The following is a 16,555-nucleotide window of genomic DNA, read 5'->3' as shown; positions in this document are numbered from 1 at the left end:
TTTCCCCCTTGCCAACAGAATTACGCGGTAGGAACTGGCTGAGCCTCAGCGCCGACCGCGCGATAGCGCATACGCGATCCCGCTCTGGAGCGTTCCGCGTGTGACGATGCCTGAAAGCTCGGCTCCGATTTCGACGAGAGTCTTCGCGACGGCGGGGCTGATGCCGGTCATCAACATTTCAACGCCGAGCAGCCGGGCTGCCTTCGCGGCGCTCACCAGCGCATCTGCAATCTCGGCATCCATGAGCTTCACGCCTGTGATGTCGAGGATGGCGACCCGTGCGTGGTGCGAAGCGATGCCGTCGATGAGCGCCCTTTGGATCTCCGCTGCGCGCGCGTCGTCGATATCTCCGACGAGGGGCATGGCCACGACACCGTCGGCGATAGGCAAGAGCGGAGTCCCGAGCGCGCGGAGGGCCCGCTGCTGGGTCTTGACCAGCTCGGTTTGGAGCTTGAGCTGGAGGCGCTCGGCCGTGCTCGTCGTGACATCCCGGAAAAATCCGGCCATTCCCGTGGGCGCCCCCGCGGCGTCTCTGATGAGGAAGGCGGAGGTCTGTCCCAGCCATTCACTGCCATTCGGACGCTTGATTCGAAGGATGCCGCTCCATGCGCCCGTGTTAAAGAGCACAGGGACGACTTCAGCCTGGAGCCTTGCATAATTCTCGGGATCGTAGAACTCCTCGAGAGTGCGGCCGACGGCGCTCTCTCCAAACCCGCTCATTGCCTTGAAGCTCGCGTTCGCATAAATAACGCGGCCGTCGAGGGACGTGAGCGTGATGCCATCGAGGGCGTAATTGACGAGCGCCTGAGCAACACCAAGCTGCTCGATCATGGAGGTCTGCGACTTCACGACAGCCCTCAGCGTGCGCACTTCCTCCTCAGCGCACGCGAGACCATTGCAATGTAAATATGTCTCCGGACCGAGTGCATCCGCGCGATTCGACGGGGACGTATCGTCGAGTGCTTGTGGTTCCACGCCGGTGAGCGTATTCATGATATTCCACCTCCCCCAAGGATTCTAGGATGGATGCACGCCGACGCGCCACCCTGAATGCGGGACATTCGCAACGGGCTGGACAGCCGCCAGGGCAAGGGCGCACCGTCCCCATCAGAATGCGTACGCCCGTACCCGAGGCGCACGGAGGATGGACCGTGATCGGTATCGAGCGAGAGCAGCGCGTTCGGCACTTCGATCATGAAGGCGGGGGAGGATGTCCCGTCTGTACCGGCGGCTATTAACTTGCGGCTCGCCTCGCACATGTCGGCGCAGATCCGCCGGCTCATGCACACGAGCATGGCCTCGCCTTCCATGACCACGAGGCGCGCCTCGAAGTGCTCCACGAGATCACTGGCAATACGCGCGATACGCGGGTCCGCGCCGGCGAGCGCTTCAAGGGCCGCCCACTTCGTCCCTCGGTGAACCGCTCCGAAGATGAACAATAGCTTCCCGGTTCTTCAGGCGCTTCCCCGTTTTTTTACCTAACCCGGACGGGCAGGTCGTCGTCGACGGATCTTCCCCCGCTCCCGTGGACAAACCGACGATGCCGATCGATCTGGGACAGAACGGTCGTGACTCCCAGACCGCCCAAGTGCTACCAGCGTCGGCGAAATGAAACTTCATCCTGTAGCCGTGCTGGGAGTTTTCCTCGTCGCGTGTGGCGGTTCGGAGCCGAGCCCCGTGGCCGCCCCGACCCCCGCGCCCACCTCGGCCTCGACAAGCATGCCCATCGAGGAGGCGCGCCCGGCGCCGGTGAGCACCGAGCCAGTCGCCGAGTGCACAATGACGAAGGGCCTGTCCGCGTCCTGTGCTCCGTGCGTGAAGTCTCGTTGCTGTTCTCCGCCTGTGGCCTTTACCGCCAGCGCGGCCCAGGCGCTCGGGTGCCGCATGGGATGCCGCAAGCCGCTTCCCGCCGGGATGCCCGTGCTCGGAGACAGCGACCGTGCTGCAATGATCACGACCTGCCTCGCCAGGTGCGGCGAGTCATTCGAGCCCTCCGACGAGGCCACTCGACTCGACGGTTGCATTGCCGAGCGTTGCAATCCCGAGTGCCTCGCCGGTGGGTGAGGCGCGGGGTCCCGGAGCAGACCCGGCGTCGAACAGGAAGACGGGAAGACAGGAAGGAACTCCCCCGGTGGCGGCGTTCGCTCCGGGGGGCCTGGGAACGGCTGTTACTTCTTCATCATGGCGGCGAGGGGGTTTCCTACCGCTTCGTGCGCGGTTCACGCGGATGGCCCGTCGAGCGCGCGGGTATGGGGGCGCATCGCGGGATCGGCCTGCACTGGTATGGCCGGTGCTTACGAAGAGGCATGCGCATTCGTCTCCTCGTCGGCACCATCGCCATCACCCTCGTGCATACGTGCATTGCCGGATGCGGCGACGCTCCTCGGGAGAACGCCGACGTGACCCAGGGCACGCACGCTGTGACCGTGGCGCGGCCTCCGCAATTCGTGATCCTCGCCTTCGACGGGTCGAAGAGCCTCTCGTTCTGGCGCGAGTCGCGCGCCTTCGCCGCCGCGAACGACCTGAAGTTCACGTACTTCATCAGCGGCGTGTATTTCATCCCGAACGCGGCCAGGCGACGGTACGATCCTCCGCGGCACGCCCCGGGTACGTCGGCGATCGGGTGGGGAGGGACGATTGACGAGATCGCGGAGCGCTTCGAGGAGGTGAAGAAGGCCGCGGCCGAGGGCCACGAGATCGCCTCGCACGCCAACGGCCACTTCGACGGGAGCTCGTGGAGCGAGGCCGACTGGGAGAGCGAGTTCGAGCAATTCGACGAGTTCATCTTCGAGGGCGTCGGGTTGACGGCCCCCGATCTCGGCTTCGGCCCGCGCGACGTCGTGGGCTTCCGCGCGCCGCTGCTCGCCCACAGCCCCGGCCTCTTCAGGACGCTGGCGAAGAGGGGCTACACGTACGACACGAGCAGGACGAGCGCCGCGAACTACTGGCCCGAGAAGATCGCGGGCATCTGGAATTTCCCGCTGGCGCAGCTCCGCATCGTCGGCTCCGGCAAAGCAACGCTGTCGATGGACTACAACTTCTACGTCGCCGATTCGGGCGCCAGGCCGAACCCCGCCGGCAAAGAGACGTACAAAAAGCAGATGATCGATACCTACATGGCCTACTTCGAATCGAACTACTTTGGCAACCGCGCCCCCCTCCACATCGGCCACCACTTCTCGAAGTGGAACGGCGGCGCATACTGGGAGGCCATGCAGGCGTTCGCGCAGGCCGTGTGTGGTCTGCCCGAGGTGACGTGCGGCACGTACAAGGACCTCGTGAAGTTCGTCGAGGAGCACGAGGACGAGCGGAGCGATCTCCAGGCCGGCAACTTCGCCCGCATGCCTCGTTCGTCGGAATTCACCAGGGCGGCCGACGTGCCCTGACCACGCCCGCCCGAGGCCCCCCTCGGGCGGGCTATCTCGGCCTCCATCAGCGCTTCGGCTCGAAGGCACCGTTCACGAACACGTAGCGGCGCTTCGGTGGTTTTTCCCAAGGGGTGACGACGGGGTGGATGGTGCCGCCGAGTGGCGCCTCGGTGAATTTCGATTCGCTGAGGCGCCAGGGTTTTTCGGCGCTGATTTCGATCGTCCTGGGGCTGATGGCGACCACGTCGCGAATGTGCGGCGGCGCGTTCGCCTCGCTCCCGCAGCAGAGATAGACGGAGACTTCGTGTTCGAAGATCGGCACGAGGGGCGCGCCGGAGACGACGGGGACGACCTCCATCACGAGGTGCTCGGCCTTGTCCCGCGTTCGCCAATAGCGGAGGACCAAGTCGTCCTTGTCATCACGCGTGATGCGTTGGGCGTCCGCGCCCTCGACGCGCGTCTCGCCGGTGAAGGTGCGGGTCTCGCAATGCGCGTCGACCGTGTTCTTGGGCTCGCACACGGTGATCTGATTGCCGAGCTTACCGACGCGCTCGAGCTTGGAGTCGCCGGTCACGTCGACGGCGATCGGGTCGTCCGCGCCGGCCTGGAACCATGATCGCGTCGCGTGAGGCCAGAGACGCTGGGCGATCGGATCGAGGCTTGCGAGGAGGACCTGCTCGAACGGCATTGGACAGAGTTCTTCTACCGCGTCGCCCCTTCCAATGACCGCGCGCTCGTGACCGTCGCGCTCGTACACGAGCGCGGCGCGGATCCCGACGCGGGAGCGGGCAGCCGGTGCGAGCGCGGTCCACGGGATGCGGGCTTCGAGCGTCGTCTCGTCACCCGAGATTTGGAATCGCGCGCTCGCGTCGGACACGACAGTCGGGGGCGGGCCTCCCGGCTCGCGCACAGTGACGGCGCCGCTCGCTGCCACCGAGACCACCCAGGGCGCGCTGCTCGTGCCGCGGTCGAGGAAGCGAAGCCGGAGCTTCACGGTCGCGCCGTCGCGAGCAGGATGGATGCGCGCTGCGATGTAGAGGGCCGCGTCGTCCGCGCCGAGCGTGGCAGCGAAGGTGTCCGGCGAGTCGGGCACCACGCTCGCGCCGGAGACGAGATTGCGCCATTCGTCGAGCTTGCCGTCGATCTCGACGCGCTTGGCAGCGTCGAAGCGGAGGCGTGATGCGAAGAGCGGAGGCGGGGAGCCGACAGCGGGGCCCTGCTCGGGCTCGCGCTGCGCAGCCGAGGTGGACGGCGTCGGGGACGGCGGGGCACTCGGGGGCGCTTCGAGCGAATCGGACCCGTTCTTCGATGGCGCGGAGCCGCACGCGGCGAGCACGACGAACGAGAAAAGCGCACGCACGAAGATTCGCTTCATGATTGGGTCGATTGTGCACGCTGCGGGCACTGTCGTGATCGCGCCCGAGGGTAGGCAATACGAAGGACTTTGTCCACCCGCCGCCGAGGCCGGGGCTTCGAGCGCCACCTGCCCCAACGGGGCCCAGAGGCGCATTCCCTCGGCGCATGGTGAAACCGCGACGTCGAAGCGCGTTGCCGTGACATGGGGGCGCGAGCTCCCTGAAATTGCCTTCAATGACGGAGCGCGGGGAGCCCCAGGGCAAGAAACGGGCGCTCCACATGGGTGTGCAAGGACACGGTTGCCTGCCGCACGGGAAGCGTGCTAGGCGCCGGGGAGAAGGAATCCCGGTTCGTTTGCACGATGCACTCACCGACTTTCTAGCCTGTCACCCTACCCACCGCACGGAGCCATCCCCATGTCCCTTGAAAAACACGGTAGCTGCCTCTGTGGTGCTACCAAGATCAGCGTCACCCTGGAAAATGCCAGCGTCAGCGCCTGCCACTGCAGCATGTGCCGCAAGTGGGCCGGTGGCCCGCTGCTGGTGGTGCACAGCACCCAACAGGTACGTTACAGCGGTCGCGAGCCGAGCATCTACGATTCCTCCGACTGGGCCCAGCGCGGCTTCTGCGGCCAGTGCGGCACCCACCTGTTCTATCGTTTGAAGGCCGGCGGCTTCGAAGCGGTGCCGGTCGGCGTGCTCGACGGCGATACCCAGTGGGTCTTCGACCTGCAGGTCTACATCGACGAGAAACCGGCCTATTACTGCTTCGCCAACCAGACCCGGGAAATGACCGGCCAGCAGGTGATGGAGCAGTTCAGCTAGGCCCGCGTGGCGCGTTCCATGGAGTTTGCGATGGTGGCGGCGACCAGGTCGCCGGAAAAGGCGGCAGTCACCTCCCCTTGAACGAGCACAGCGAGAAGGTCCTTGCGTGGGTCGGCTCCGGAGCCCCAGGGAGATCATGCTAGCAAGCGCTCGCCACCGGTGTCGTCATCTACGCGTGGTGCCACTCGCTATTTTCGATGATGGACCACAGCGCAGAACTTTACGGCAGCGTGTATAACAAAAAAGTCGTGAACGCGAGTGGAATTCGCATGAGGAACTACGCTGTCGAATCGAGAGCGTTGTGGCTCAGCAACCTCAAAGTCGCGCAACTCGTGACCGATTGGTACAGTTGGGTCCCTTGAGGCGTCGATGGCACTCGCCTGCTTTCTTGCTCGGGGGGCCATCCCGCGCCGGAACGCATGGCGCCCCCTTCCCGCGCCGTCTCGCCCCGCTCCGCGGGTCGCTGACGGGCCTGCGGACCGGGCTGCCGCTTCGCGCAATAGCGGCCAGAGGGACGCGGCGAACGGGAGGTCGTTCCACCCTAGGATCGACCGAACGGTTGCGCGAAATGGGCGTTACGTGGTAACGGGGCGTCATGGGCTCGGACGCGCCTTCAATTCGAAACGCACGACCGGAGGACGCTCCGCGGCTCGCGGCGGCCGAGCGCGCGATCGCGCGCGTGCCAGGGATGCTCGCGCCGAGGCCCGACGAGATCGACGATGACGCCGTTCGAAGGATGATCGTCGACCTCGAAGAGCGCGGCCGCGGCATCTATCTCGTCGCCGAACGCGCGGGCACGAGCGTCGGGCATGCGCTCTTGGAGCCGCTCCCGCTCGCGGTGACGTCGCACGTCGTCCGGCTGACGATCGCCGTTCATGAAGGGCATCAAGGCCAGGGCATCGGAAGGGCCCTCATGAACGAGCTCTTGCGCTGGGCGCGGTCGAACCCGCGCGTCGAAAAAGTCGAGCTTCAGGTGCGCTCGTCGAACGATCGCGCGATCGCGCTGTATCGATCGCTCGGGTTCGTCGAAGAGGGGCGCAAGACGCGGCGGTTGAAGATCGGCCCGAACGTGTACATCGACGACGTCTACATGGCGCTGTGGGTCGGTCCGTAGCGGAATGGCTCCGAGCAGGAGGACGCCCCCGGCTCAGTCGAACAGCGGGAGGCCGGAAGCCTGGCAAGCAGGGATTCGCTCGGACAGCCAGTCAACGATGACAGCGTTCGTCTCCGGCGCGTTCGTATGGAGCATGAACGAATGCCCGGCGTCAGGGACGACATGGAGCGCCTTGTCCCCCGACAAGGCGAAGAGGGCCAGTTCCAGCTCGCCCACGGGCACCCCCAAAACGTCCGGGGGGAAGAGAATGTCCTTCTCCGCGAGGACCAGCAACACAGGCGCGGTGATGAGGGCCATGACCAGCCGCGAGGGCTGTGAGCTGATGGTGAGAATCTCGCCCCGAGGGGGTGAGCTCGGCCATTGCCGTGTCGATGGCAATCACGTCCGGATCCGCCATGGAGACATTGTACATGTACTCGGTCCGCTGCTCCGGCGTGCCACCGAAGTACTCCCGATCGGACAGAGCGGCGCGCACGGTGTCCCCGGTGGTGAAGTCCGTCAAAATGCGCGGCGTGGGAACGTGCGTGTACCCCGTGGCGACGAGCACGTCGACACCGCCGAAGAGAGCGGCCGTAAGCTCGGCGATCTCGGTGCCTGCCGAATGGCCCATGAGCCCGACCCGCGAGAACGCAATGGGCAAGGACGGCAAGGGCGTCTGTACAGGCCGGTCCGGAGCTGCGTCACGATCTGCGACGTCATCGCCGCGTAGGACTCCACCGTGAGGGTGTAGCCGTTCGGGCGATCCGACGCGCCATAACCCAGCTTGTCGATGGCGACGGCCGGGAAGCTCGAGACGCGAGGGCGCGCGCAACCGAGTAGGTGTCCGGCTCGAGCGGGAAGTCCCAAGCCCAGGCGCCGTACGAGAGCCCCGGAATGAGGAGCATCACCGACTTCCGACACAGGGTGGCGTTGGCGGGGAGATAAAGCGTACCTCGCACCGTCCGGAGCACACCGAGCTCCAGTGGATTCGTAACGGTGAAGGACACCGACCGCACGGCCACCGAGGGGGTGGCAAGCGCAGGCGCAGGCGCGGCAGTCAGCACAACCAAGGATGGGATGAGGAGGAGAATGCGCATGACGAGCTCCTGATCGTGAGAATGGATGGACCTCCGATACGGACGAGCACCGTGAACGGCTCGAATGGCGCGACGCGGCATGGAGCGAACGATCCAGGCTCGCACCATGAAACCAACAGAATAGTCGATTTGCCGAAGGCCGAAAAGGGGGGCGCGAGGTGGCAGGGCGCGCCGCGGGAGAGAAATCATGCGAAAGCAACAGCGCTCCCCGACGCGTCAACCTTCCGGCGTTCCGGCCCTCTGCTTCCCCTTCAAGCGTGAATGCGCTGCTACGGCTGCTGGACGAAGGATCGGGGCGCGAGCCCCCAGCGCGGGTCTGCGGCCAGCGACGCGCGGCACGCGGGGAAGTTTTCGGCTTGCGTGTTCCGCGCGAACGCAGCTTCGGCGCCTTCGATTTGCCGATTCACGCACTGCGCGAGCGCGCACATCGCATACGCGAAGTCGTCGCCGCCAAACGGCTCCTTCACCGGCATGCCCTCGAAGCCGTTGTCCGCCCAGTTCGTGCCGTGAATCTTTCCGTCGTCCAGGTCGATCCCGTTGGGACGACCGGCGAACCGTTCGAATGCGATTCCCCAGTTCGTGTCGAGGTTGGCCTGTTTTTGATTCTCGGGAAAAGCAAGCACGCCGGGACGATGTGGGTCTGGACCCGCATGGCGAGATCGCTCGGCGACAAACCGCGATGCCACGCGGCACGGGCGCGCGCGACGACGAGCCAAAGCTTGTTCGAGGTCGTTTCCAGATCGGTGAAGCGGGCGCGCGCGATGTCCGTGCCGCTCGAAGCCTCCTGCCACGTGCTGGCGTTGGGATCGAATGACCAGTTCCCGAGCGTCCCCATGGGCGGTGCCAGGCGCCTGGCCGCCAAGCAGCAAGACCTCCGCGTGCGCGGAGTCCCACACGAGATTCATCTCGACAATGGTTCCGAAAGGATCGCCGGGGCGCCCGGGGCATCGTGTTGCGCTCCCGCGGGATCCGTGCCGCAGTATCAGGCAGGGAAAGCGAGGGGGCGTTCCACACGAAGTGGTCGCGGCGAACGCCCCATGTGTGCCGCGCGGACCTCGAAGGTGACCGGCGACCGAGCCAAAGGAGCCGCTCCGCGGCTCCGAGCGCTCACTCCTTGGTGTGGGTGAGCTTGGTGAGATCGATCATTTCGTCGACGTCGGGCACGACGATGAGATCGCAGCGCCGATTCTTCTGCTGCCCGTCCTTGTTGCCGTTGTTGGCCACCGGGTCGGTATCGGCGAAGCCCGCGGCGCTCCAGTGCGAGCGCGGCAGCGCCCCGCCCTTGCCCACCAGGAACAGCAGCACCGAGCGGGCGCGCATCAGCGACAGGCCCCAGTTGTCCTGGTACGGGCCGCCATTGAGGGGCTGGTTATCGGTGTGACCGGCGACCTGGTAATCACGATCGACCAGGGATTTGTCGGCCTTGATGACCTGGGCGACCTTCTTGAGGATGTCCTCGCCTTCCTTCTTCAGCTCGACCTTGCCCGTATCGAAGAGCACGTCGCCCGGGAGCGAGATGACCATGCGGTTTCTGCGGATGCTGACCGCGAGGCCGAGCTTCGTCAGCTCGTCGAGCTTCTTGCGCAGGAGGTCGAAGCGCGCCTTGATGGCCTCGAGCTGCTTGGCGCGGGCCTTGTACTCGGCGAGGGCCTTTTCCTGGTCCTCGAGCGTCGAGCTCATCTTCTTCACGTCCGCGCCGGCGTCCTGAAGCTGCTTCTCGAGGTCGGCGACGCGCTGCTTGGCTTCGGCGAGCTGCTTCTCCAGCTCGGCCTTTTTTGCTTCGCTGGAGTCCTGGAGCTCGTTGTACTTGGCGAGCTGCGCTCTCCACTCGTCCTCGGAATGACCGCAGCCACCGACGAGCGAGGCCAGAAGGAACGGGACCACCAGAAGGCATCGGTTCATGAGCACGGTCTCCATGCCTCGTGAGAGGCGGAATGGCCGGAGCCACCAGGCCCGACCGCAGGGTGTCTGGAGGACAGCCTCTCTCAGGTGGGCGATGGAATCCAGTGCTTTGAAGCCAGAAAGCACGCTCTGGGCGGCGAAAAAGTGGCAGGCGCGTCGCCTTGCTAACGGCGACGCCACACCCGCGTGAAAAAATTCGAGTCAGATCACCCTGGTTTTTCCAGGTCCTCGTTCCGGACGGAAGAGCGAGGGGATCGGGAATGGGGTCGGGTGGACGGGGACGACCACGCCTGTCAACGGGGCAGGCGGCAGCCCGCCGGCGCAGCTATTGACAAAGGCCGCTTACGCAGGTCTTCCCGGAGGGACAGTGCTTGTTGCAACGGCACTGCGGATACGGACCGAAGTCAGCGGCGCAGGTACCGTTGGAACACCTCTTGGAGACGCCGCAATCGCAATCGCTGCTGCAAGGCGTCTTCGGCGCCTGGCAGGTGCCATAGGTTCCCCCATTGAAGACACAGGTCTCGGAACCCGAACATTGGCATGTGGCTGCGCAAGGGGGGGTCGGCGGGGGCGGGCTGAAAACAGGGATCGTCGTGCATACCTTCTGACCGGATGCATTCGCCCTGCAGGCCGTGCCCAGCTCGCATTGACAGTCCTTGAAGCACGGGCTGCCCGCTGGCAGCAGCGCGCTGCTCGCCTCGTCGGTGTCCGCCTCGACATTCTCCTGCGGGTCGGGGCCCCCCATGAGACATGCGGCCGGGGCAGCGCCAAAGAGCACGAGCGCGGCCAACGGCTTGATCAACATTGCAAATCGACGAAGCATCTTGAACCTCCTCATAAATCTGCGAGGCGGCGACTGTGGCATCCGCGGGACGGGTAAGCAACGACAGTCTTCATGCCAACGGCCTGGCGCCGTCGAGTTCCTCCGAAGCAGGATGGGCCCATTGCGCGACTCGCGCGAGATGCGCGGCTGCGGTCGCGAGCAACCACGGGCCGCTAAGGATGCCCGAGCTCGACCTCACACTGCGTCGTATCGGTATTGCCCGTCAGCCAGTTGGTCATGCACACGTCGCCGGGGTCGCCCTTGTTCCACAAGAGCCCGCCCTTGTGTTTCTCGCGCAATCGTGCCTTCCGCACGATCGACAGCACCTCGGGGTCCGCGGTCTTCGCGAATACCTTCGCCGCGAGCTCCGGCTCGAGCGCCAGGATCGAGCGGTAGTTGTCCTCGAGCTCGGCGAGCGTCGTGGGCTCCTTGCCGCCGGAATAGTATTCGTCGTAGTTCTCGACGTTCGGCGAGGTTCGCTCCTCGAACCGGCGCAATCCGTATTGCCCGTAAAGCCTGAGCGGCCGCGCCATGTGGCCGTGGCAATCGAGCGTGCCGCAACGGCGCTCGAGGACCGCGGAGACCGCGCGGAACGAGCCCGGGTCGAACGGCGGCGCCACGATCTCGTTCACGGCGGGGCCGAGGTCGCCGCAACCAGCGGCGGCGAGGAGCGTCACGCCGAAGCAAAGGAGGCTCACCTTGCGTCGTGTGTTCATTTCGGAGCTCCCGGGCAGGCGGACTCTTGCGGCGGGAACGGCGGCTCCGTCTCGGCCTCGGCGCACGTCACCCACCCGGGCGAGCCCTGGTTCCGCGTGCCCGCGTGGCAACCCGCGCAGGATCCGTCGCGGCTGATGCGCGTCGACATGACCACGCGCTTCGTGCTCTCCAGCGCCCCCGGCACGGGGTACTCCATCTCGGCGCGCAGCGGAAAGGCCGGGTCCCACTTCTCCGCTTCGATGAAGAAGTTGCCCGCGCAGTTCGTGGTGACCTCGTACTGATCGCCGAACGAGTCGGTCAGCTTGACCTTCACGCCCTTGACGGGCAGCGGCTTCTGCTCCGCCGTCTGCGTCGGATACGCGTAGATCGTCCCGCCGACGCTCATGATCGGGTTCTCCCGCAAGTACTCGCCATGGCAGAGCACGCAGGGCTGTCCGGGGCGATGGAACTCGCCGACGGGGACGTTCGGGTCCTCTTCGCCGAGCGCGGCGATGCGCTCGTCGACGGCGCGGTTGCCGCAGCCGACGAACATGCCGAGCGCAAGGAGCGACGAGGCGAGGGCGGTCCTCAGCGTCATCATTCGACGTCGACCTCCAGCGTGAGCGCGCCGAAGTAACCAAAGCGCTGCAAGATGAAGAGCGTGTTCATGAAGCGCGTGTAGATGACGTCGCCGCTCGCGATGAGGCCCCAGTTCTTGGCCTCGCCGAACGCGATGCGCGTGCCGAGCCCGCCGGTCACGCCGAGCAGCGGCCCGAGCTCGCGGTCGCCGGTGCGCAGCGCGGGGACCTGCAGGCCCGTCGGCGTCTTTTCAGCCACGTACGCGAGTTGCCAGAACGCCGCGCCCGTCTGCGCGTGGAAGCGGAAATGCGGCCAGATACGCACGCTCTTGCCGACGTCGTAGAGGAAGCGCATGTCCGTCGTCGTGGCCTTGAGGCCCCAGCTGTCCGCGTAGAGGCGCTCTTCGAGGCGCAACGTGCTCGCGGAGAAGCGACGCGCGTAGCGGCCGGCGAGCGCGAAGCGCTGGCGGGAGAGCGGGAGCTGCTCGAGGATGCGCTCGGGGTTTCTGTAGAAGTTCACCGTCGCGAGCGACTGTCCCGGCAAGACGCGCGGGGCGATGTCCGGCGCGAACGTCGGGATGTAGCGGTAGGGCTTGGAGCTGTCGCCCGACTCGATCACCAAGCTGAAGTTGGTGGTCAGCACGGAGTTCTTGTCGAGCACGAACGAAGAAGCGAGGTCGAGCGCGTGGCGCTGGATGCGCCGCGAGAAGACCTCGTAGCTCGTGCCCGATCGACCCGCGATGTCGTACGAGAAGTCGTAGCTCAGGCTCGGCGTGACCGTCTTCTGCCGGAGGTCGATCGCGACCGTGGTGCCGGCGCTCGTCGCCAGGTAGTCGGGCTCGATCGACATCGCCGCGTGCAGGTTCACGTCGACGTCGCCGAACTTCTTGTGTCCGCCGAGCGCGGGCACGTAGCGCTGCTCGGTCCAGCGCGGCGAGGCCGTGGCCACGATGTCCGTCGAGGCGGCCGTCACCACGTCCACGAGGAACGAGCCACCAAAACCCCAGCCGCTCGTGGGGTTCTCGACGTTGAAGAAGAACGTCGGGCTCACGACGTCGACCTTGTCGGAGTCGTGATACGCGGAGAACTCGAGGCCGAACTTGAGGTTCAGCGGGAGCTTCCTGTTCTTCGAGATGCACTCGTCGAACTCGTCCTGCGTCTGCGCGTTCTGCATGCACTGGACGAGGGCGCGGTCGATCGCCTTGCCCTTCGGCCGGAGCTTGATCTCGACCGTCGCCGTCTCGCCCTCGCCGACGTTCACGCTCTGCTCGAAGGACTGCTCGGCGCCGTTCACCTTGCCCGTCGCGATGATCGTGCGCTCGCCGGGGTTGACGAGGATCTCGCTGCCGAGCTGATCGTCTTCGAGCGTGACGCCGTTCAAGCGGACCTTGAGGTCGGTCGCGCCCGAGGGCTTCTGGATGACGATCTTCGGAATTTTTCCGCGCAGCTCATCGGCGCGGCTGCGCGCCTGCGCGGTCATCTGGCGGATGTTCTTGCGCTCCGCGGCCTCGGCGGTGGCCTCGTAGTCGGAGACGGCCTCGACCCAGAGGCCGGCGCGGGCCTCGCACGAGGCGACGAGGAAGAGCGTCGAGGTGCGATCCTCGGCCTCGTACGATGCCCTGCCGTACGTGGCGCAGTCGAGCCACTCGCTCTGCTTCTCCGCCTTGATCGCTTGGTCGTAGTAGAACCAGCCCTCGCCGGTGCGCCAGCCGCGCCCGGGGGCCTGGCCCTCGTAGGTGGCCTTGAGCTTCTTCGATCCGCCCGACGCGGCGGCCGCGGCCTTGACCTCTTTCGTCTCCTGGTTGCCGCCGCTCGGCGAGCCCGCGTTCCGTGCCTCGCTCCACGCCTTCTGGATCTCGGGCGAGGTGAAGTCGGGGAAGAGCGCGACGGTCGGGTCTTCCTTGATCGCCGTGGCGAACGCGGCCTTCGCGTCGCTCGGCTTCTTCATGCCGCCGGCGAGCACGGTGCCGAGCGCGACGTAGAGCTTGGCGCGGACCTTGGGGCTACACGCGCTCTTCTTCGCGCACGCTTGCTTCGCGAGGTTCAGCGTGTCGAGCGCTTCCTTGTAGTTACCTTCTTTGTAGCTCGCCTCGAGCACCGTCTGAACGAGGGTCTCGACCTCCTCGTCGTTGGGCGCGGCGCTCGCGGGCGCGGGTGCGAAGGTGATCGCGGCGGCGACGAGCGGGGCGAGGAGGGCTTGTGCGAGGCGGCGAATCACGCGGTAGCCACGATAGCCCCGTCCCCGGAAAAAAGGATCCGACAAGATGGCGACCTTCGGCTGGGGGGAGGAGATCAGTTGCAGCCGCAACCGCTGCCGGTGCCGCCGCTGCCCCCGACCGCGCCCTCGGTGATGGCGCGCAGGTGCCCTTCGCCGAACCCGGCCATGTCCGCAGCCGTCATCGTCGGGTGCGCGAGCTTGCCGCGCTCGTACGGCGCGACCGGCGCGCAGCCGGTGCTCGCGAGCAGGCCTCCGCCGAGCACGAGGACCACGAGGAGCGCGCGACCGGCGCGCACGACGAGCGAGGCAGAGGTGTCTTCGTTCAGCATCGCGGGAAGCTCCGGTTTTCTCTCGTATAACGGGGTTTTTCTCGCCCCGCGTCAAGATTCTTCCGGAGGTCGCCCGCGGTTCAGGGACCGGCGTCGCTGCCGCCGCCCATCCGCCGCAGGCCGCAGAGGGCCCACTGCTCGATGATGGCGTAGTCGGCGTCCGACAGGCCGCTCGGGGGCGGCATCGGCGCGCCGCCGCCCGGCGTGCCCTGGAGGTTGCAGAGGATCCAGGAGCGCGAGGGGTCTTCCTCGTTGATGTACGGATACCCCTGCGCGCCCGCGTAGCCCTTGAGCTCGTCGTAGAACGCGTCGGAGCTGTCGGGCGAGAGGAAGATGCCACGCGCGCCCGGGGCCGCGCCGTGGCAGCCGCCGATCGTGCAGCCCGCCGAGGGGCCGCGGAGGATCTCGTAGACCTCGGTCCAGCTCGGGGCCGTGGTGCATTCCGAGGGGTCGAGGATCGTGAGCTCGGGGCAGCCAGTCTCGCGGACCTTGGGGCCTCCGGGCGGGCCGTAAGGGCAAGCGTCGTCCTTGTCGTTGACGATGGACTGCTCGGTGCACGCCTGGTCACCGACGCTGATTTGACAGCCTGCAAACGCGGCGAGCGCGAGGACGGCGATCGAGGCGAGGGCGGCGCGGAGGGTGCGTCGCGACCGGACCCTGGGCGAGGTTCTCGCGGTCATGGGCCCGCATGGTGCCCTTGGTTCGTCACAAAGTCGACTGGGCGGGTTTGGGCTGAGGTAAGCTCGCGCCGTGCGCGCGGTTCGAGGACCGGTCGTGCTCGCGCGATCGAGGCCCGAAGCCGCAGTTTCCGAGCGCAAAGAGCGCCGTCTTAGCAAAACCAGGAGACCTGAATGAGCTCGAGATCGTCGATTGTCCGCACCCTCAGCGCGCTCGTCATGGGCGCGGCCCTCTCGCTCACCCTCGCCGCGTGCGGCGGCGGCGCCGCGTCGGGCGGCGGTGCAGAGACCGGAGGCGCCGAGGGCGGCCTCGTCGGGAAGCCGGCGCCCGAGTTCACCGCAGAGGCGGTCACCGGCGAGGGCCCGAAGAGCGTGAAGGAAGCGAACGGGAAGGTGACCATCATCGACTTCTGGGCGACGTACTGCGGACCGTGCAAGAAGTCGTTCCCGAAGTACCAGGAGCTCGTCGATCAGTTCGGCGGCGACCTCAGCGTCATCGCGGTGAGCGTCGACGAGGAGGACACGGACAAGGCCAAGCTCGAGGAGTTCGTCAAGGCGACGGGCGTGAAGTTCTCGGTCGTCTGGGACAAGGACAAGAGCGCCGCGAAGGCCTACAGCCCGCCCAAGATGCCGACCGCGTTCATCGTCGACAAGACGGGCACGATCCGCCACATGCACGCCGGCTACGGCGAGGGCGAAGAAGAGAAGATCGCCGAGGAGATCAAGGCCCTCCTCGGGCAGTGATCGCAGCGCGGGCCTCCGCGATGCGCGCGAGCAGCTCGGCCCACGCGCGTGGGCCGGGCAGCACGAGGTCCGCCTCGACGTTCGGCGTCGGCCGCTCCGCCGAGGCCACGTAAATCCCCGCCCCATCATGCTGTCGCGCGAGGGCGATCGCGCCCTCGTCGGTGGTGTCGTCGCCGGCGTAGATCAGGAACGTCTTCTGGGAAAACTCCCAGAGGAGCTGATTCAGCGCGTCCTCCTTCGAGGCCGAAGGATCGCGCGCCTCGACCACCTGCCGGCCCTCCATCACCGCGAGCCCCTCGGCCGCGGCGACCTGGCGAAACGCGGCGAGCACCTCCGCCGCAGCGTCGCGAAACGCTGGCTCGACCTCGCGCACGTGCAGGGCCGCGCCCCTCACCTTGCGCTCGGCGCGCATCCCGGGCACGCGCGCGGCCATGGCCTCGGCGCGACGCGCGACACGATCGATGACCTCGTGCGACATCACGCCGTGCACCGATCGGATGACGCTGCCGTCGGGCTCCTCGATGAAGGCTCCGTGCTCGGCGATGCGGTAGATCCGTCCGAGCATGGCCGTCCGCGCGCGCAGGCTCTCCATGTCGCGCCCCGAGACGACGGCCACGTCCACGGCGGGCATGGACGCGAGCTTGGACAGCGCGGCGAACGCGTCGTTCCTTCCGTACGCGTTGTCCGGCTCGCGCACGATGTCGGCGATCGTGCCGTCGAAGTCCGTCGCGACGAGGAGCGACGGGGCGCGCGCCGCCCGCGCGATCAGCACATCTTCATCCATGGCCCGAGCCTCCCCCGAAGGCGCGCCGAGCGCAAACGAGCGAGCGTGGTGGTAGCGTCTCCTGCA

General features: G+C 66.7%; 16 protein-coding genes. 4 read left to right on the top strand and 12 right to left on the bottom strand.

What is annotated here, in order from left to right; translation table 11 throughout:
• Positions 1-45: 45 nt before the first annotated feature.
• Both QHF83_RS15115 and QHF83_RS15110 read right to left on the bottom strand, forming a co-directional pair.
• Positions 46-993, bottom strand: coding sequence for an STAS domain-containing protein (locus tag QHF83_RS15115; protein WP_282418531.1), 948 nt, complete (start codon positions 991-993; stop codon positions 46-48).
• The gene (locus QHF83_RS15110; protein WP_282418530.1) at positions 990-1,439 is read right to left on the bottom strand and encodes a hypothetical protein; all 450 of its coding nucleotides are present in this window, start codon (positions 1,437-1,439) and stop codon (positions 990-992) included. Before QHF83_RS15110 ends, QHF83_RS15115 begins: the two co-directional genes overlap by 4 nt.
• Before the next feature lie 867 nt (positions 1,440-2,306).
• Between QHF83_RS15110 and QHF83_RS15105 the strand changes: the two genes are divergently transcribed.
• On the top strand, positions 2,307-3,386 hold the full coding sequence (locus QHF83_RS15105; RefSeq protein ID WP_282418529.1) for a polysaccharide deacetylase family protein: 1,080 nt from the start codon (positions 2,307-2,309) through the stop codon (positions 3,384-3,386).
• Positions 3,387-3,432: 46 nt separating this feature from the next.
• On the opposite strand, the gene QHF83_RS15100 is transcribed toward QHF83_RS15105, so the two are convergent.
• Positions 3,433-4,743, bottom strand: coding sequence for a hypothetical protein (locus QHF83_RS15100; protein WP_282418528.1), 1,311 nt, complete (start codon positions 4,741-4,743; stop codon positions 3,433-3,435).
• 397 nt (positions 4,744-5,140) lie between these two features.
• Between QHF83_RS15100 and QHF83_RS15095 the strand changes: the two genes are divergently transcribed.
• Together QHF83_RS15095 and QHF83_RS15090 are read left to right on the top strand one after the other, a co-directional pair.
• Positions 5,141-5,548: a GFA family protein gene (locus QHF83_RS15095; RefSeq protein WP_282418527.1), complete on the top strand. Its 408-nt coding sequence runs from the start codon at positions 5,141-5,143 to the stop codon at positions 5,546-5,548.
• A 595-nt stretch (positions 5,549-6,143) separates the two neighbouring features.
• Positions 6,144-6,662: an N-acetyltransferase gene (locus QHF83_RS15090; protein ID WP_282418526.1), complete on the top strand. Its 519-nt coding sequence runs from the start codon at positions 6,144-6,146 to the stop codon at positions 6,660-6,662.
• Between the two features lie 33 nt (positions 6,663-6,695).
• On the opposite strand, the gene QHF83_RS15085 is transcribed toward QHF83_RS15090, so the two are convergent.
• The 8 genes from QHF83_RS15085 to QHF83_RS15050 all read right to left on the bottom strand — a co-directional run bounded on the left by QHF83_RS15085 (position 6,696) and on the right by QHF83_RS15050 (position 14,964).
• The gene (locus tag QHF83_RS15085; protein WP_282418525.1) at positions 6,696-6,959 is read right to left on the bottom strand and encodes an alpha/beta hydrolase; all 264 of its coding nucleotides are present in this window, start codon (positions 6,957-6,959) and stop codon (positions 6,696-6,698) included.
• Positions 6,960-8,007: 1,048 nt separating this feature from the next.
• Complete coding sequence (locus QHF83_RS15080) at positions 8,008-8,361, bottom strand: hypothetical protein (RefSeq protein ID WP_282418524.1); 354 nt, start codon at positions 8,359-8,361, stop codon at positions 8,008-8,010.
• A 484-nt stretch (positions 8,362-8,845) separates the two neighbouring features.
• Positions 8,846-9,640 (bottom strand): OmpA family protein, encoded by a 795-nt coding sequence (locus QHF83_RS15075; RefSeq protein WP_282418523.1) that lies wholly within the window; start codon positions 9,638-9,640, stop codon positions 8,846-8,848.
• A gap of 996 nt (positions 9,641-10,636) precedes the next feature.
• A complete protein-coding gene (locus QHF83_RS15070) occupies positions 10,637-11,179 on the bottom strand; it encodes a hypothetical protein (protein WP_282418522.1) in 543 nt (180 codons plus the stop codon).
• Positions 11,176-11,760 carry a hypothetical protein gene (locus tag QHF83_RS15065; protein ID WP_282418521.1) on the bottom strand — a complete coding sequence of 195 codons (585 nt, stop codon included), beginning with the start codon at positions 11,758-11,760 and terminating at the stop codon, positions 11,176-11,178. The genes QHF83_RS15070 and QHF83_RS15065 overlap by 4 nt, the downstream gene beginning before the upstream one ends.
• Positions 11,757-13,955, bottom strand: a complete 2,199-nt coding sequence (locus QHF83_RS15060; RefSeq protein WP_282418520.1) for a DUF3570 domain-containing protein — start codon at positions 13,953-13,955, stop codon at positions 11,757-11,759. Before QHF83_RS15060 ends, QHF83_RS15065 begins: the two co-directional genes overlap by 4 nt.
• A 74-nt stretch (positions 13,956-14,029) precedes the next feature.
• A complete protein-coding gene (locus tag QHF83_RS15055; protein WP_282418519.1) occupies positions 14,030-14,284 on the bottom strand; it encodes a DUF4266 domain-containing protein in 255 nt (84 codons plus the stop codon).
• Positions 14,285-14,364: 80 nt separating this feature from the next.
• Positions 14,365-14,964 (bottom strand): hypothetical protein, encoded by a 600-nt coding sequence (locus QHF83_RS15050; RefSeq protein WP_282418518.1) that lies wholly within the window; start codon positions 14,962-14,964, stop codon positions 14,365-14,367.
• Between the two features lie 171 nt (positions 14,965-15,135).
• On the opposite strand from QHF83_RS15050, the gene QHF83_RS15045 reads away from it, so the two are divergent.
• Positions 15,136-15,705: a TlpA disulfide reductase family protein gene (locus QHF83_RS15045; protein ID WP_282418517.1), complete on the top strand. Its 570-nt coding sequence runs from the start codon at positions 15,136-15,138 to the stop codon at positions 15,703-15,705.
• Here the strand turns inward: QHF83_RS15045 and otsB are convergent.
• On the bottom strand, positions 15,683-16,489 hold the full coding sequence (otsB, locus tag QHF83_RS15040; RefSeq protein WP_282418516.1) for a trehalose-phosphatase: 807 nt from the start codon (positions 16,487-16,489) through the stop codon (positions 15,683-15,685). The genes QHF83_RS15045 and otsB overlap by 23 nt on opposite strands.
• Positions 16,490-16,555 lie beyond the last annotated feature (66 nt).

It is taken from the genome of Polyangium sp. 15x6 (genome assembly GCF_029960785.1).
Taxonomy (GTDB): domain Bacteria; phylum Myxococcota_A; class Polyangia; order Polyangiales; family Polyangiaceae; genus Polyangium.
This window is presented reverse-complemented; position numbering and strand designations above follow the sequence as displayed.

Bases quoted from the DNA above. Each gene is read 5' to 3' on its own strand.
- QHF83_RS15115 (WP_282418531.1), bottom strand. From the start codon at position 993: ATGAATACGCTCACCGGCGTGGAACCACAAGCACTCGACGATACGTCC.
- QHF83_RS15105 (WP_282418529.1), top strand. From the start codon at position 2,307: ATGCGCATTCGTCTCCTCGTCGGCACCATCGCCATCACCCTCGTGCAT.
- QHF83_RS15100 (WP_282418528.1), bottom strand. From the start codon at position 4,743: ATGAAGCGAATCTTCGTGCGTGCGCTTTTCTCGTTCGTCGTGCTCGCC.
- QHF83_RS15095 (WP_282418527.1), top strand. From the start codon at position 5,141: ATGTCCCTTGAAAAACACGGTAGCTGCCTCTGTGGTGCTACCAAGATC.
- QHF83_RS15090 (WP_282418526.1), top strand. From the start codon at position 6,144: ATGGGCTCGGACGCGCCTTCAATTCGAAACGCACGACCGGAGGACGCT.
- QHF83_RS15085 (WP_282418525.1), bottom strand. From the start codon at position 6,959: ATGGCCCTCATCACCGCGCCTGTGTTGCTGGTCCTCGCGGAGAAGGAC.
- QHF83_RS15075 (WP_282418523.1), bottom strand. From the start codon at position 9,640: ATGAACCGATGCCTTCTGGTGGTCCCGTTCCTTCTGGCCTCGCTCGTC.
- QHF83_RS15070 (WP_282418522.1), bottom strand. From the start codon at position 11,179: ATGAACACACGACGCAAGGTGAGCCTCCTTTGCTTCGGCGTGACGCTC.
- QHF83_RS15065 (WP_282418521.1), bottom strand. From the start codon at position 11,760: ATGATGACGCTGAGGACCGCCCTCGCCTCGTCGCTCCTTGCGCTCGGC.
- QHF83_RS15055 (WP_282418519.1), bottom strand. From the start codon at position 14,284: ATGCTGAACGAAGACACCTCTGCCTCGCTCGTCGTGCGCGCCGGTCGC.
- QHF83_RS15050 (WP_282418518.1), bottom strand. From the start codon at position 14,964: ATGACCGCGAGAACCTCGCCCAGGGTCCGGTCGCGACGCACCCTCCGC.
- QHF83_RS15045 (WP_282418517.1), top strand. From the start codon at position 15,136: ATGAGCTCGAGATCGTCGATTGTCCGCACCCTCAGCGCGCTCGTCATG.
- otsB (WP_282418516.1), bottom strand. From the start codon at position 16,489: ATGGATGAAGATGTGCTGATCGCGCGGGCGGCGCGCGCCCCGTCGCTC.